The sequence below is a fragment of the Schlesneria sp. genome (genome assembly GCF_036405755.1).
GTDB lineage: Bacteria > Planctomycetota > Planctomycetia > Planctomycetales > Planctomycetaceae > Schlesneria > Schlesneria sphaerica.
In genome coordinates, this window is sequence record NZ_DASWWZ010000597.1 from 1 (window position 1) to 15,294 (window position 15,294).

Genomic DNA, 15,294 nt, shown 5'->3' on the forward strand with positions numbered 1-15,294 from the left:
TTCGAGTTCCAGCGGTCTTTCCCCCGGAGCCCCTTCCTGCGTGATATTCACATTCCCTTCGGAGCGAACAGCGACAAGTTCGGGCGTCTGTGTCCCTTCGACCTGACGCACGCGGACCGCAATCTGATCGGCCGAAACGAAGATCGGTTTACCACTCCCCTGGGAGGCCAATGGGTTTCTGGTTGTCGGGCTCGATTTCTCACTGGCTTCAGAATTCGGGAATGCGGTCGCGTCGGCGGTTGCAGGGATGCTGGCGAACCCGATTTGTCCTCGTCCCCGCGTCGTCAGGGATGAGGGGACAAGACTGGTCCGATTCTTCGGTGCGGACGAGACCGGGATTGCGGCCACTGCGGGTTCGAAACGGACGTCCAGTTCATTCGTTCGACGAATGCGAAGTTGAGGGCTTTTCAGGCCGACATCCCGCTGCGCGAGAACTCGTTTCAGCTCGGGTGGGGGCGTCTCTTCGGCAGGGCCATCTTCGACACCAGGAGCGGTGAGCTTGATGGGGGCCAGCCAGATCTTGATCAGTTCGGCGATTAATCCCGTCTCGATCAGCCCCGACTTGTGGTCGGGAATACCGAAGTGGGCCGTTTCTTCCAGTTGGATCAGGTCGAGCCTGGTGTCGGGATCGGTGGTCTTGCTCAGTTGCTTTTCCCACGTTGCGACGAAGGCCAGCTTGCCTGTTTTTTCGTCGACGTAGTTCAATGCTCCGGGACCACGGCAGATCAGTGACTCCAGACCGACAGGTTCTCCCGGAACCTGGTCGAGTTGTGCTTCGATCTCAGGAACTTTCAGCTCCGATCCCTTCTGGGTCACTCGGACGGCGCGACCTGAGGTGCCGGAACTCATCAGCAGCACCTTGGATTCCGCACTATATGTCAGGCGGTCCATGTAGGCTTTCGCCTTCTGCGACATCGAGATGATCATCAGTTGTTTGCCGGGCTTTCCTTCGGCTTCGAGCCAACTGAATTCGAGATCACGTTCAATCTGCTGATACTCGTCTTTGGGGAGAGATTCTTCTCCCGTTGGTTCCTTCACTTCCGCAACGACCTCGTCGGCTGCGGGTTTCTTCGGCGTGAACTGCAGTGTCAGTTTGTGGCACCCCAACCGGTCGTTCAGGTCCTTGGGGCCCGTCGACGCGATGACGTCCTCGGTCAGGACGATCGTATTTGTTGCGACCGAATAGACCAGGTCACCAGCACATTGGACCAGGACATCTCGTTGCGTGTCCCCATGGGGGACCTGCAGTTCCAGTTGAACAAGAGACTGACTGGGGAGACTTTTATTGGCCAGCAACTGCACGGTTTCAACACCGTAGATGTGGGGGCGGTCCTTACCGGGCAGACCTTTGCCGGGGATCAAGCCCATCGTCATACGAGATGCGGAACCCCGATGAGACTGATAGCGGAAGGTGACAGGGTAGAACGTTTGAAGCTTCAGTTCGGATTCGTCGAAAATGAAGTTTTGACCAATCACCGATAACCCGTCCGGTCCGGCAATCTGGACATCTCCGATCAGAACCGCGCGAATGATGCGGCCCGGGTTGGGCGTTCGCTCGTCAAACGCGGCAGAAAACTCGACGAGTGCTTCGTCACTGACGATCGAAAAAGCTTGTTCGTTCCCTTCCTTATCGGTTGTCAGATAGACGATGGCGAACTTCTCAAACCGGACCTGCTTCTGGTTATCCGGGACCTGTTTCCAGTGTTCGGTGTAGAAATAGGCCTGATCCGATCGGAGCATGTACTTGGACTCGGCGGCCCATTCCGCATGAGGAATAAATGTCTCCGCGACCAGCACGTTATCTGGAGGTCGGTGTGGTTCGCTCTGGATTTCATCTTCCACCACCGCTTCCGGGATGTCGGGAATGACGACCACTGGCCTGATCATCACAGCGTACAGCATGCTCAGCCCGGTCAGGCAGAGAGCTGTTGCGACGGTGAAAAGCAGGCGTTGAAACACGGTTCGGGATGACAGTTCTAAAAGAGTTCTGGATGAAACAGGTCGAGGCGTTCAGTTGATCGGTTGGAAAGCGAGGGGAAACGCGCCTTCTGAATGGATTCTGTCATTTGCTTGTGCCGTCGGTACTGGAATCTTTTCCAAGACCAATCACATCGGTGATGTCGATCATTCCCAGCGGAATTCCCTGCTCATCGACCACGGGAAGTTCGCTGACATGTCTGGCACTCAGCAGTTGGAGTGCTTCTTCGAGAATCGCATCCGGTCCAACCGTCAATGGGCGGACCGTCATGACTTCGGAGATCGGTCGGTCAAACTGGGTGTCACGTCGCTGTTCAAGCAGTCGCGCGAGATCGCTGTCCGTAAACAATCCGGAAAGACGACCCGATTCGTCGACCAGAATGACTGCCCCGGTTCTACGGCCTGGACGCGAATGGTGCACAAAGACTTCGCGGATCGTGGCTGTGTCTTCGGCGACACGGACCTGATCGACGGATCTCATGACGTCTTTGACGGATGCCAGCCGCCGGCCCAGGCTGCCACCCGGGTGAAACGCGGCGAACTGCTTCGGCGTGAATTTCTTCTTTTGACTGACGACCAGCGCCAGCGCATCACCGACTGCGAGCATGGCAGTCGTACTTGTCGTGGGGGCCAGACCGTGGGCCCCTGCTTCGATCAGTCGCCCCAGGCAAATCGTGGCGTCAGCTTGTGTTCCCAACGTGCTGGCGTCGCTGGCGGTCACCGCGATGATGGCTTGTTTCTGGCCACGAATAATCGGCAAAAGTCGTGTCAGTTCCTCGGTCTCGCCACTGTTGGAGAACAGCAGCCAGACATCGTCACAGCCCACGCAACCCAGATCACCATGCAGTGCTTCGGTGGGGTGCAGGAAATAGGCGCGTGTGCCCGTCGAAGAGAGTGTGGCGGCGATCTTCTGGCCAATCAATCCGGCCTTGCCGACTCCCGAGACGATCACGCAGCCCGGACAACCCGAGATCAGATCGACGGCCGTGCAGAATCCACGATCCAGCCGGCGGGACAGCTCGAGCAGTGCTTCGCCTTCGACCGTGAGAATAGCGCGAGCTTCTCGCAACTGTTCCAGGTGCGAGAAAGGGACAACGGATTGTTCAGCGGCGCTCATCGAAGGGCATCCTTGCAGAGCTTTTTCGACCATCCTGGTCAAAGGGGGAGAGTTGTACAGACGCCGGGAAAATAGGTCAATCTGTCTTTGTTTGCCCCTCATCGACCGGCAGAATCAGCCGGAAAGAGCTTGCCTTCAACTCCTGTGGCTACTTCTAAACTTCGCTATCGGCACTACCAGCGTTCGACTGGTCCATTTGGGACTTTTATTAGAGCAGTCGGCATTTTTGACTGACGTTCTCCATGGCGAATGCGAACTTCTGCGACGATCTCGTCAAACTCGGTAACTGACGCAAACTTGCGAAGTCGGTTCTCAAGATCATCCGGGATACCCAGACGTTCTCCGTACCAGGCGGCAAACTTCCGGAACAGAAAGCAGCTCCGGTCGGCATGTTGCTCGGTCATCAGACTGAAGTGGCGAACGAGGAACCGGATCTGTTCGTCACGCGACGGTTCCCGCGGAACTCTGCCCTGCTCGTGATCCTCCAGCTTCCGGAAGATCCAGGGGTCAAGCATGGCCCCCCGTCCGATGGCGACTGCGGAGCACCCTGTAACGCATCGCATGTGGACCGCATCTTCGACACTGCGGACATCGCCATTGCCGATGATGGGAATCCGGTCAACGGCGGCCACGGTGGCAGCAATTCCGTCGAGGTCAACACTTCCCTGAAACCCTTGCTGCCGCGTCCGTCCATGGATCGTAATGCCCTGAACCCCTTCCGCCTCAAACCGGCGAGCGAGGTAGGGCGATGAGATCGTGTCCCTGTCCCAACCCAGCCGCATCTTGACCGTGACCGGCAGCTTGACGGCGTTCACGACCTTTCCCACCAGTCGACAGGCCAGATCGGCGTCGCAGAGCAGGCGTGCTCCCCCCCCCTGCCCGTTCACTTTTGCCATCGGGCAGCCCATGTTGATGTCGATTCCCGAGTAGCCATGGTCCTCAAGCCATCGTGCTGCGGCTGCCAACTGGTCGACGTTCCCTCCGAAAATCTGGACGCTCAGCGGTTGATCGTCGTCGTGAGTTTCGACCAGTTCCAGCGAGTGACGGTGACCTCCGCAAAGTTGTGTTGCGTGGACCAGATCCGTGGTCGCCAGTCCCAATCCTCCCAACTCGCGTATCGCTCGGCGAAAGGCAAGATGCGTATATCCCGCCAGTGGAGCCAGAAAATAGCGAGACGGCACAATGCGGTCTCCGATGGAGAAGCTGCATGAGGCTTCCGTTGCGGGGGCTGACGTTTGATTCAGGGGCGTGGACATCATCTTCGACGGGGACTTTTCTGTTTGCAGCGTGATGCTGGTCAGCTTTGCAAAAAGGGGGAGTGAGTTGTGGCTGGCAACTTCGTCCGTGGCGGCCTCAGGCGAGAGGCTACCCGCCGACTCGGACTTCAGCACAATGTGACGGATTCCGGCCACGTTCGTATAGAGCAGCCGCAGATTCTCTCGGTGGGAGTGAATACCCGCTATTTGGACATCGGGATGGCCGGGTTTGACCATTCCCTGGCCAGTGCACGGGATTGGTCGTGTCGATTGGGTTTGTCTGGCCTAAGCGGACTCCGCCAGCGGGAGGCGGATCGTGAACGTCGTTCCCCGGTCGAGCTCGCTTTCGACAGTGATCGTCCCTCCGTATGACGCAACAATCGAAGCGCAAATACTCAGGCCCAATCCGTTCCCGCGATTCGTTCCAAAACGCTGGCGCGACTTTTCCACCTGGAAGAATCGGTCGAAGACCCGACCGACCGCGTCGGGTGGAATTCCAATTCCGGTATCCTTGACCGTGATCTTGCCGAGGCCCTGTTCGCGTTCCCATTCGAGTCCGACGGTCACTGTTCCGCCGGATTTGGAGAACTTGATGGCGTTATCGACCAGGTTCGTGACGACCTGTCTCAATTGCCGTGATTGCCCGAGCACCTGCACATCATTACGGGGCTCAAAGACGATTTTCACTCCCGCTTCTTCAGCAACGGGATCGAACATTTCGATGATCCGGGTGATAATCTCTGACAGCCGAACCGCTTGCCGAGGCGTTTCTGCTTCAGGAGCCTCTGTTTCGGCCAGCATCAGAAGTTGATTTACGACCTGGGCGAGGTGGCGTACTTCGTCTGTGGTCTGGTAGAGCAGTTCAACGTATTCCTCATCCGTTCGCGGCTTCTCAAGTGTCACTTCGACGAGACTTTGGATGGCGGCCAAAGGGGAACGGAGATCGTGCGCGGCGTTCGCGACGAACTCGCGGTTTTTCTTGAGATGGTCGGCGATCTGGTCGAGGAATTTATTGATCTTTCCTGCGAGTTGGTCCAGTTCATCCCCCACCCCACGCAGTTCAAGTCGCTCGTCCAGATGACTGGGGCGAAGGCGTTCGGTCGTCTGAATCAGACGCTGAAGTGGCTCGATCGCCTGTTCTGCCAGAAAGAATCCTCCCAGGGGGGCGATCACCAGGATTGCCAGTCCGACGGGCGCGAGGATTCCCGTCAAACGATCAACGTCGTCGCTGACAAACTTCATCGTAGTGCCAACACGAATTCGATAGCGGGGAATGTTCGGTCGGTCCAGTTCCCGTTCGATCGACCGGTGCACGTCCGAGCCCCAGATCGAGTAACCTTTCTTCGCTCCGAGAAACTTCGACAGGGGCATATCGGGGGCGAGTTTACTTTTCCAGATCGTCGTCACCCCGTCTTCGTCGATCCACCGGATATGCCACTTTCTGTCGAGGTGGGCTTCGTCCTTCCCATTCAGCATGGCGAGAACTTGTTCCCGCTCGGGATAAAACTTCTCGACGGTCAGCAGGATCTCTTTGACTTCATCATCGAGAACGGCATCCGTTTCCAGAAGCAGGTAATATCGCAGCCCTTCACGGACGGCGAATAGTGCGATGAACACCGTGACGAACACGACAAACGTGTTCCACATGGTCAGGCGGAAACGAAGCGATCGCGAAAAGTCGCGGAATCGATGCCATAAGGCGATCAGGTCATAAGCATCTCGATTTGCTATTTTCACAAACGTCGCTTTCAGCCCACACGTGTTAAGGTAATGAACGACCTTCGCTCAGTAGGCGCCGCCTGGCCAAGCCAGTTGCCGGGCTACGGGGTGACCGTCGCCGCTTCTTCCGCAGCCACGCTGTAGCCACGTCCACGGATTGTCTTGATCAAGGAGTCGGACCGGCCCTGATCGAGTTTCCCGCGCAGCCGATTGACGTGCACTTCAATCACGTTCGTGGTTCCGTCCCAATTGAAGCCCCAGACGTGTTCGCACAGCATCTTTCGCGTAACGACCTGCCCTGCGTACCGCATCAGCAGTTCGAGCAGGCTGAATTCGATGGGGGTCAGGTCGATATCGCCGCCAGCGCGGGAAACGCGGCGAGTGGTGAGGTCGAGTGTGAGGTCGTTGACCACCAGCAGCGGAGTGGGACGGACGCTGGTCCGTCGCACGACGGCGTTGAGTCGAGCGAGCAGTTCCGCGAAATCGAATGGCTTGGGAATGTAGTCGTCGGCGCCCGTATTGAGACCGGTGATCCGGTCCTGGACGGAACCCATTGCCGTCAAGAGAACGACAGGCGTCATCACTCCGGCGGCGCGAATCTCCCGCAGCAGATCCAGCCCGTTCATTCTCGGCAGCATCTGATCCAGAACAATGGCGTCCGCCTGCTGAGAGCGGGCAGCGGCGAAACCGGTTTCGCCATCCTGCATCCAGTCGCACTGGAACCCAGCTTCGGTGAATCCCTTTGCCAGTGCCCGACCGATCGCCAAATCATCCTCGATCACCAAGACTCGCATGATTCAATCCTTGACTAAGACAAAGGACCACCGCGGCATCAGAGGAACTCTCCCCTTCTCCGCGAAAACTCATCCCAAACCAGCAGGGGGTTGACAGAACCTGTTCAGCATGTCGAAAACGGTTTAGAGTGAGATTCGTCGGCAATTATATCACCCGCTGCGGCGTAAGATGCCCAGATCTCAGCAGAATCTGGAGATTTAGAGTACTCCATCGCAGTCACCTGACGGGGTTGTAAGTCAGCCTCGCCTTCACCGATTCCCGGTGATGGTTATATTTGAACTTCGAATTGTAGACATTTTTGTCCGTTAACCGAATGATCAGGTTCACGTGCCACACACTTTAGAGCAGACCGCCTCTCCGATTGATTCCGACAATGCTTCAGCCAAGGCCACCGAGCTGAAAAGCGTCATTCAAAGGGCGGCTTCGTTACTTCCTGCGCAGGGGCCGATTACCGCGTTCGTCTTCTTCAATACGCTGCAGGCTCTGGAAGATCTTCCTTTCGACGAAGGTGTTCAAAAGGGGGCCCGACTTTTCGGCTGTCAACCTTACCTGTCTGAAGACATTTATCGTGAAAAGCTGACCCAGGACCGAATCCATCTCGACGACCTGGCTCTTGCACTGAAACGCGATCTTAAGGAACAGTCGGACATCGCCATCGCGACGATCACGACGCGGCACCAACTGCGGCTGGCGATGCTGCAGTACCCGCTGCGAACTGGTCCGACCGAAGAACTGAAGTGGTTCGTCGCGGAAACCGATGCACTGACACAGATCCGCTCCGATGCTCCCACATCTGTTCGCGACCGATTTCTGATCGAGACCAAGCACTGGGTCATGCGGGATCTGCGGATCAGTGCAGGGCGAACTGCGAAAGTCTCTCGCCCTGCGTCCGGATACGTCCCTCTTCCTCTGGATGAGTTGATCGAACGTTTCGGGAAATCGTCGATCGAACGATGGACCCCGGCAACGTGGCAGGCATTCGCACTGCAGGCATTGTGGCGCGTCTGTCGAAACGGGATGCACAATGTTCCTCCTTATGTCGAGTCGCGCGTTCCATTTGTTCGACACCGGGATGTTCTGCGGGCAGCAACGAGTTTTGACACGGACAGTCTGGTTCATCCCGTGTTGATTCGATTCTGTGCGGCTTTCACTGATCAGGGGTTCGCCAACTGGTCATTGCCTTATCGCGAGCAGGGATTTTTTCATTCGTTTCTGGACCTGTATTCCCAATCGTCCGGTCCCCCCGATCGGTGGATGGCCGAACTTGCTCCCGAATTGTCACAGATCAAAGCTTCCGGACAGGACCCTCTGCAAAGTGTGGTTGAGTCTCTCGAAATCCTTGGCGTAAAGCACGAGGAGTGGGAAGATTTCATCACGGCCAGTCTGCTGGCATTGCGGGGCTGGACCGGGTTGATCTGGCAGTTGGAAGCCCGGCCAGACCGGCAGGCGATTTCTGCCCCGCCAGGAAGCTTGATCGAGTTTCTGGCTGTCCGGCTGATTCTCGAGAGGATTGCCCTCCGCTTTGCCGCCCGGGAGTACCTTCAATATTCGGGGCCGCTCGGTCAGCTCCGCGAATCAGCGGGAGCGAAGTTGTCGAAGTTGTCGCTCTCCAGTATCGAGCAGCGGGCATTCCTGGTGTTTCAGCTTGCTCAGGTCCTGGGCTGGTCTCCCGCGAAGTTGTTCCGGCTGACTCCTGCAGACTGGTCCGATCTGATCCACGAGATCGAGACATTCACCAGCATGGAACGACGTCGGATCTTCCATCAGGCGTTTGAACGGCACATGCGCGCTCAGACGCTGGATGCGATGTCGGTGCACACGCAGCGCACCTGTTCCCGGGTCGAAGCGCCGAAGTTTCAGGCGGTCTTCTGTCTGGACGCTCGCGAAGAATCGTTCCGCCGTCATCTCGAAGAAGTGATGCCCCGGGTCGAAACTTTTGGGGCGGCGGGTTTCTTCGGAGTTCCCATGTACTACAAGGGAGTCACAGACGCCCATTTCACCGCTCTGTGTCCGATTGTGATCCGGCCCCAGCACTGGATTACAGAAGAGGTCGATGCGGCGCTCGAGGACCAGCATCAGCGACGGGCGAAAACCCGCCGCGCGATTGGCGCTGCGTCGCACAATGTCCACGTTCGCAGTCGCAGTGTGACCGGGGGAGCTTTGCTGACGGCAAGTCTGGGTGTCCTGGCCTCGATCCCTCTGGTGGCACGAGTGCTGTTTCCTCGCTTGACTGCTCGTATACGACGCCACGCAGGGAAGTTCGTCGAACCGCCCCGGATGACACGGCTGCATCTGGAGCGGAAGGGGGCGAAACCCGGTCCCACTCCCGAAGGAATCGGCTTCAACATCGAGGAAATGGCTAACATTGGTGAACGCCTCTTGCGGGATATCGGACTGACATCGGGATTTGCCCGACTTGTGCTGTTCATGGGGCATGGCTCTTTCTGCCTCAACAACCCTCATAAGTCCTGCTACGACTGTGGGGCCTGTTGCGGCGGAGCCGGGTCGCCGAATGCGCGCGCCCTGGCGGCGATGTTGAATGACAAACGAGTGCGGACGATCCTGCGAGAGCGGGGATTGCCCATTCCGGAAGACGTTCACTTTCTGGGGGGCCTGCATAATACCTGCACCGATTCTGTCACCTTCTATGATGTCCACCAGCTTCCCGATTCTCATCGTGCTGATCTGGCGGAAGCGGAGCAGGCTCTTGAGCTGGCCTGCGAACGTAACGCACACGAACGTTGTCGCCGGTTCCAGTCGGCGCCGCTGGATTTGACCTTCGCTGCCGCACGGCGCCACGTGGAGGGGCGATCTCAGGACCTGGCACAGACTCGACCGGAATTCGGGAACGCATCGAACGCGATCTGCTTTGTCGGACGACGTGCACGTGTACGTGGTTTGTATCTGGATCGACGCTGCTTCCTGCAGTCGTATGAACCGCACGAGGATGATGCCGACTGCTCGATTCTGGCCCGAATTCTCGGGGCCGTGGTTCCTGTCTGTTCGGGGATCAACCTCCAGTACTTCTTTTCGTACATTGACCCCGCCGGTTGGGGCAGTGGCACGAAGCTGCCTCATAATGTGACTTCGCTGCTCGGCGTCATGGATGGTGCTCTGAGTGACTTGCGGCCGGGACTCCCGTGGCAGGGGGTTGAGATCCATGAGCCGGTCCGTCTGCTGATGATTATCGAGACGACCCCGGACGGAATCCGACGCATCATGGAACGCAGCGAAACCGTTCGGAATATCATTCAGAATGGCTGGGTACAACTGGCACTGCTCGACCCCGATTCGAATCAGATCCTTGTCTTTCGTGAGGACGAGTTCCACCGATACCAGCCCACCAATACCGATCTTCCCCAGGCGATGACATCGGCTGACTGGTACCGAGGATGGCGGGAACATCTGGGATTTGCCCAGATTTGCACATGAGCCTCGGACGAGTCAGTGTGGTGGTGGGGATGAGTTCGGTGTCTGCAAGAATAGACTGATAACATGTTGATGGCTTTTCACACGATGGGACTGCTTGCTGCGTCCGTCGTTGAGTCGCAAGCGGAAATTGATCCAGCAGCCAGCGCTGTGCGGCAGCTTGTGTTTAACATTCTGGGCTTACTGGTTGTGGGTGCCCCCGCGATCCTGTTCGCCGTGCTGGCTGTGGCGTCGCTGCTGCGTGATCGACCCTTGAGTGAACGGGTTATCGCACGCTGTGTGCAGACGGGAATCGTCACCGGCTTGCTGGCTGCGGTGTCCATTCTGGTCCTGATGCTCGTCTGGAGTGACACTCAGGTGCCGATCGAGATCGGCAGTTGGGTGAACGTTGAGAATCACGACCTCCATAAGAAGTACCACTTCGTCTTCAAATTTGAGTTCGATCGCCTGTCTGTGCCGTTTGTGATACTGACGTTCGTGCTGTGCGGTACCATCGGCGCGTTTGCCAATCGGTACATGCATCGCGAGAAGGGCTTCAACCGGTTCTTCACCCTGCTGTCACTTTTCGTCGTGGGCATGGTTACCACGTCATTGGCAGGAACGATTGAGACCCTTTTCACGGGATGGGAACTTGTCGGTCTGTCATCGGCATTGCTCGTCGCTTTTTTTCATGAGCGGCCTGCTCCGTCGACCAACGGTCTGCATGTCTGGATCGTCTATCGTGTTTCGGATGCCGCTTTGCTGCTGGCTGCGGTGGCTTTGCACCACATGAAAGGGGAAGGCAACTTCGATCACTTCCTTTCGGGACAATGGCCGGAAGCAACGACGTTTCTCGAACCCCGGCAGGCCTTCTTTGTGGGGGTGCTGCTGCTGGTGGCAGCGATGGGCAAGTCGGCGATGGTCCCTTTTTCCGGTTGGCTTCCCCGAGCGATGGAGGGTCCAACTCCGTCCAGTGCCATCTTCTACGGGGCGCTTTCCGTTCATCTGGGGGCATTCCTGCTGCTCCGTTTCAGCCCGATCATCGCCCGGTCCCCCGCTCTCCAGATATTGATCATCGTCGTCGGGCTGGCAACGGCGATCTTTGGCACGTTCGCGGGAACGGTGCAGACCGACATCAAGAGCGCTCTTTCGTTTGCTTCGATGTCACAAGTCGGCCTGATTTTTGCCGAGATCGGGTGTGGCTTTCAGTATGTCGCTCTGGTTCATATTCTCGGGCATGGTTGTCTGAGAACGCTGCAATTTCTGAGGGCACCGACGCTATTACATGACTATAGGTCAATGGAAGACGCCATCGGGGGACGACTGCCTCAGTTTTCAGTGGCATGGCTGAGACGGGCTCCCGAAAAGTCGCGCGTCTGGTATTACCGGGTTGCTCTGGAACGTGGGTACATGGACGCTTACCTGCAGGACTATGTCGTCCGGCCATTTTTGTCGGCACTCCGCAAATGCGATCAACTTGAACGCCGCTGGACGTGCTTCCTTTCCGGAAAGCCCCATCCTGAAACCACTCCTGAAGAGGCTTCTGCCTTACTGGAGGAGCTGCAATGAGCGAACTTCACTTTCCCTGGATGGAAGCATCCGTCTTCATCGCTCTGTTCGGTGCTTTCTGGGTCGCGCTGGTTCGCGATCAGTTTGTTGCCAGTCGGTACTCCTTGTTCTTCACGACACTTGTACTGATCACCACCACGGGGGCCTGGATCGACTATGAGTTCGTCAACCCCTACAACGCCAGGCCTAGTGACGCTCAGGACTACTGGAATCCATTAACTAAACTCGTGGGTCGGGAAATCTTCGTGATTGACCCGCTCAGTTCTCCACTGCTGTCGCTCGTTGCGTTGCTCTATTTTCTGGTTTCGCTGACCACACTCCGTACCAAGATTCGTCGATTCAGCTTTGCCTGGACACTGGCATCGGAAGCCATAGTCCTCGCGACATTCGCTTGTGAGGACCCCTGGCTGATTACCGGTCTGCTTGCAGTTGGCACGATTCAGCCGTATCTCGAATTGCGCTCCCGGGGCCAAAGTACGCGAGTCTATGTGCTGCACATGGCCCTGTTCATTATTCTGCTGGTCGTTGGTCAGGCCGCTGTCGAGTACGAAGGTCGTGAGAAGCAGGTCCATTCCCTGTGGGCGATCGTGCCGCTGTTGATTGCCGTGTTCATTCGGAGTGGGATCGCCCCCTTTCATTGCTGGATGAGTGACCTCTTCGAGCGAGCGACTTTCGGGACGGCTCTGCTGGTGGCGATGCCGCTGGTCGGTGCGTACGCCACGATTCGTCTGGTTCTGCCCATCGCTCCTGACTGGGTCTTGCGGACCATTGGCGTCTTGTCGCTTTTAACTGCGGTCTACGCGTCGGGCATTGCCCTGGTTCAGACGGATACCCGGCGATTCTTCTGTTATCTCTTTCTCAGCCATTCCGCCCTGGTGCTGGTGGGGTTAGAGGCCGTGACGCCAATCAGCCTGACGGGTGCGTTGTGCGTCTGGATGGCGCTGAGCATCTCGCTGGGAGGGTTCGGATTGACGTTGCGGGCGCTGGAGGCGCGGCGAGGTCGACTTTCGCTGAATGAGTTTCAAGGGCTCTATGATCATACTCCCGCCCTGGCCGTGCTCTTCATGGTCACTGGTTTGGCCAGTGTCGGTTTCCCGGGGACCTTTGGGTTCGTGGGGACAGAGATGCTGGTCGATGGTGCCGTCGAGGACTTCCCGTATATCGGTGTCGCCGTTGTTGTGGCCGCGACACTCAACGGGATCGCGGTTGTTCATGCCTATTTCCGGCTGTTCACAGGAACGCGTCACCAGTCACTAGTGTCGTTAGGGATCGGTCGTCGCGAGCGGTTCGCGGTCGTCACTCTGACCGCGTTGATCTTCCTTGGCGGCCTCATCCCTCAGTTCAATGTGACGTCACGACACCGGGCGGCCGATCGGATCCTCCGTGCCCGCAGTCAGCTCTCTCAGGTTCATAGCCTGACCGACTATCTGGGCTTCGACACCGATGGTCACTGATCGGGGTTCACCAGGCTTGAAGGGATGAAACCGGCGTCAGGACCATGGCCCTGAACCTCAGGCAGTCGGTTCTGTTGTGGGCGGCGTCGGGGTTGGCACGACCGGCGATTCGCCCCGGGCTTTCTTTTCATCGAAGTACATCCGTGCGACGGCCCACATCCCGATCAGGCTGCCCACGGCGGCACCACCAAAAACATCGCTTGGGTAATGAGACAGGGTGACGATTCGCTGCATGCCGACCAGGGCCGCCAGGATGGCAAAGTACCAGCGGCCGCGTGGATACAGTGCCGAGAGCACGACGGCGAGTCCGACGGCAGTGGCCGTATGTGATGAAGGCATGCTTTGTGACCCGTCCATACGCTGGAAGGTGTCCCACACGGATGTCATCGAGAAATCGAATTGACGGGGGCGCGTTCGGCCCAACGTCAGCTTGAGAATGTTGCTGATCAGGCCCGAACCCAGAGACCCCGCAATGAGGAGTGGAGTCACTTTCCACGCGGTACGATCCAGAACGACGACTGCGATCAGGATCATGGCGACGCCGTACCCATTGCCAAAGACTTCGCAGTTCTCAAAGAACTCGCCCAGGAACCTCGGAACCCCTTTCTTGAAGTACGCCGTGACCGGGAGGTCGATTGCCAGGGCACAGACCGCGGCGATGGCGTAGGCGATTGCGATCCTCCACCGTCGCATTCGCGAATGTTGAGAGGGTGGTGCCGAGAGATCGATTGGTGAAACTGCATCCATGTATTCAGCCGATCCACAAAAACGCGAAGATCTTCTATTCGACCATGCTGCGAGGCCAACGTGGTCACTGCAATAACTGTTCGACTCAATTCACCCCGGACCGTCCTGCCGGGAATTCGATATCCGTCTCTCGCAGGGGCATGATTTGTCGATGCTGGTGTCCCGGTTGTTGACACTGTTCTGAGATCTTCCTGGCGTGGCGTCGTCAATCAGGTGAGTGACCCAATGCGGTCAGAGTGACTTCTCCAGCACCCAGAGCATCAATCCTTTGGCCAGATGCATCCGATTTTCGGCCTGCTGGAAGACGATGCTCTGTTTGCTGTCGATCACCTCATCCGTTACTTCCAGGCCCCGCTTGGCAGGCAGGCAATGCATGAAGTAGCAGCTCTTGGGGGCGAGCTTCATCAGGTTCTGATTGACCTGATACCCGCCAAAGATTTTCTGCCGTTCTTCCGCTTCGTCTTCTTGTCCCATGCTGGTCCAGACATCGGTGTAGACGATGTCGGCGTCTTTCAGGGCTGATTCAAAGCAGTCGGTCTGGACGACATTCGCTGCAGGAATCTTGTCGACCAGTTCTTTCAACAGGCCTGCTTCCAAACGGTGACTCTCGGGAGCGCAGACAGTGAAGTTCATTCCGCACAGGGCGGCAGCAATCGCCAGTGAATTCGCGACGTTGTTACCGTCACCTACGAACACGCACTTTCGACCGCGCACATCACCCAGGACTTCCTGCATGGTGAAGAGGTCTGTCAAAGCCTGACAGGGGTGACGCTCATCCGACAGGCCGTTGATAACGGCCACACCGGAATGTTTGATGAAGTCGTCAATCAACTGCTGGGAAAACGTTCTCAGCGTGATGACGTCCGAATATCCCCCGATCACGCGCGCGACATCTTCGACCGATTCACGTCCACCCAGTCCTGCGTCTTCGGCTTTAAGGAAGATGCTGGCCCCACCCAACTGCATCATCGCTGCGTCGAAGCTAAGCCTCGTTCTGAGAGACGGCTTCTCGAAGATCTGGGTCATGACATACCCGGATAAGATCTGCGGCCGGTCTCCGGCACGCAGTCGAGTTTTCAACGAGCGGACCAGTTCGAAGATGCTTTCCACGTCGGAAGGCATCAGGTCCATGAGTGAGTTCAAATGACGCATGACAAGTTGTTTTCCAAGCCGTTTGGCAGTATTAGTTCCTGGCGTCGCAAAGGCACTGCGGATCGTGTTAAACGAACTACGTCAAATCAATAGTTCCATC

Annotated in this window: 10 protein-coding genes; 3 read left to right on the top strand and 7 right to left on the bottom strand. The window is 57.3% G+C overall.

Features of this window, described 5'->3' with window-relative positions; all coding sequences use genetic code 11:
• The 5 genes from VGE80_RS19745 to VGE80_RS19765 all read right to left on the bottom strand — a co-directional run.
• Nucleotides 1–1,902: hypothetical protein (locus VGE80_RS19745; protein WP_440593853.1), on the bottom strand; the 1,902-nt coding region annotated here is incomplete at its 3' end.
• A 160-nt stretch (nucleotides 1,903–2,062) separates the two neighbouring features.
• Nucleotides 2,063–3,094, bottom strand: a complete 1,032-nt coding sequence (locus tag VGE80_RS19750) for a KpsF/GutQ family sugar-phosphate isomerase (protein ID WP_373650026.1) — start codon at nucleotides 3,092–3,094, stop codon at nucleotides 2,063–2,065.
• 173 nt (nucleotides 3,095–3,267) lie between these two features.
• Entirely contained in the window at nucleotides 3,268–4,587 is a 1,320-nt protein-coding gene (locus VGE80_RS19755) for a tRNA dihydrouridine synthase (protein WP_440593854.1), read from the bottom strand.
• 48 nt (nucleotides 4,588–4,635) lie between these two features.
• The gene (locus tag VGE80_RS19760; protein ID WP_373650028.1) at nucleotides 4,636–6,087 is read right to left on the bottom strand and encodes a sensor histidine kinase; all 1,452 of its coding nucleotides are present in this window, start codon (nucleotides 6,085–6,087) and stop codon (nucleotides 4,636–4,638) included.
• Between the two features lie 83 nt (nucleotides 6,088–6,170).
• On the bottom strand, nucleotides 6,171–6,863 hold the full coding sequence (locus VGE80_RS19765) for a response regulator transcription factor (protein WP_373650029.1): 693 nt from the start codon (nucleotides 6,861–6,863) through the stop codon (nucleotides 6,171–6,173).
• 328 nt (nucleotides 6,864–7,191) lie between these two features.
• Between VGE80_RS19765 and VGE80_RS19770 the strand changes: the two genes are divergently transcribed.
• The 3 genes from VGE80_RS19770 to VGE80_RS19780 all read left to right on the top strand — a co-directional run bounded on the left by VGE80_RS19770 (nucleotide 7,192) and on the right by VGE80_RS19780 (nucleotide 13,295).
• Nucleotides 7,192–10,296, top strand: coding sequence for a DUF2309 domain-containing protein (locus VGE80_RS19770; protein ID WP_440593855.1), 3,105 nt, complete (start codon nucleotides 7,192–7,194; stop codon nucleotides 10,294–10,296).
• 63 nt (nucleotides 10,297–10,359) lie between these two features.
• Entirely contained in the window at nucleotides 10,360–11,841 is a 1,482-nt protein-coding gene (locus VGE80_RS19775) for a proton-conducting transporter transmembrane domain-containing protein (protein ID WP_373650031.1), read from the top strand.
• Nucleotides 11,838–13,295, top strand: a complete 1,458-nt coding sequence (locus VGE80_RS19780; RefSeq protein WP_373650032.1) for a proton-conducting transporter transmembrane domain-containing protein — start codon at nucleotides 11,838–11,840, stop codon at nucleotides 13,293–13,295. The genes VGE80_RS19775 and VGE80_RS19780 overlap by 4 nt, the downstream gene beginning before the upstream one ends.
• A gap of 57 nt (nucleotides 13,296–13,352) precedes the next feature.
• On the opposite strand, the gene VGE80_RS19785 is transcribed toward VGE80_RS19780, so the two are convergent.
• Both VGE80_RS19785 and argF read right to left on the bottom strand, forming a co-directional pair.
• Nucleotides 13,353–13,988 carry a phosphatase PAP2 family protein gene (locus VGE80_RS19785; RefSeq protein WP_440593856.1) on the bottom strand — a complete coding sequence of 212 codons (636 nt, stop codon included), beginning with the start codon at nucleotides 13,986–13,988 and terminating at the stop codon, nucleotides 13,353–13,355.
• Between the two features lie 285 nt (nucleotides 13,989–14,273).
• Nucleotides 14,274–15,194, bottom strand: a complete 921-nt coding sequence (gene argF, locus VGE80_RS19790) for an ornithine carbamoyltransferase (protein WP_373650034.1) — start codon at nucleotides 15,192–15,194, stop codon at nucleotides 14,274–14,276.
• Nucleotides 15,195–15,294: the final 100 nt, after the last annotated feature.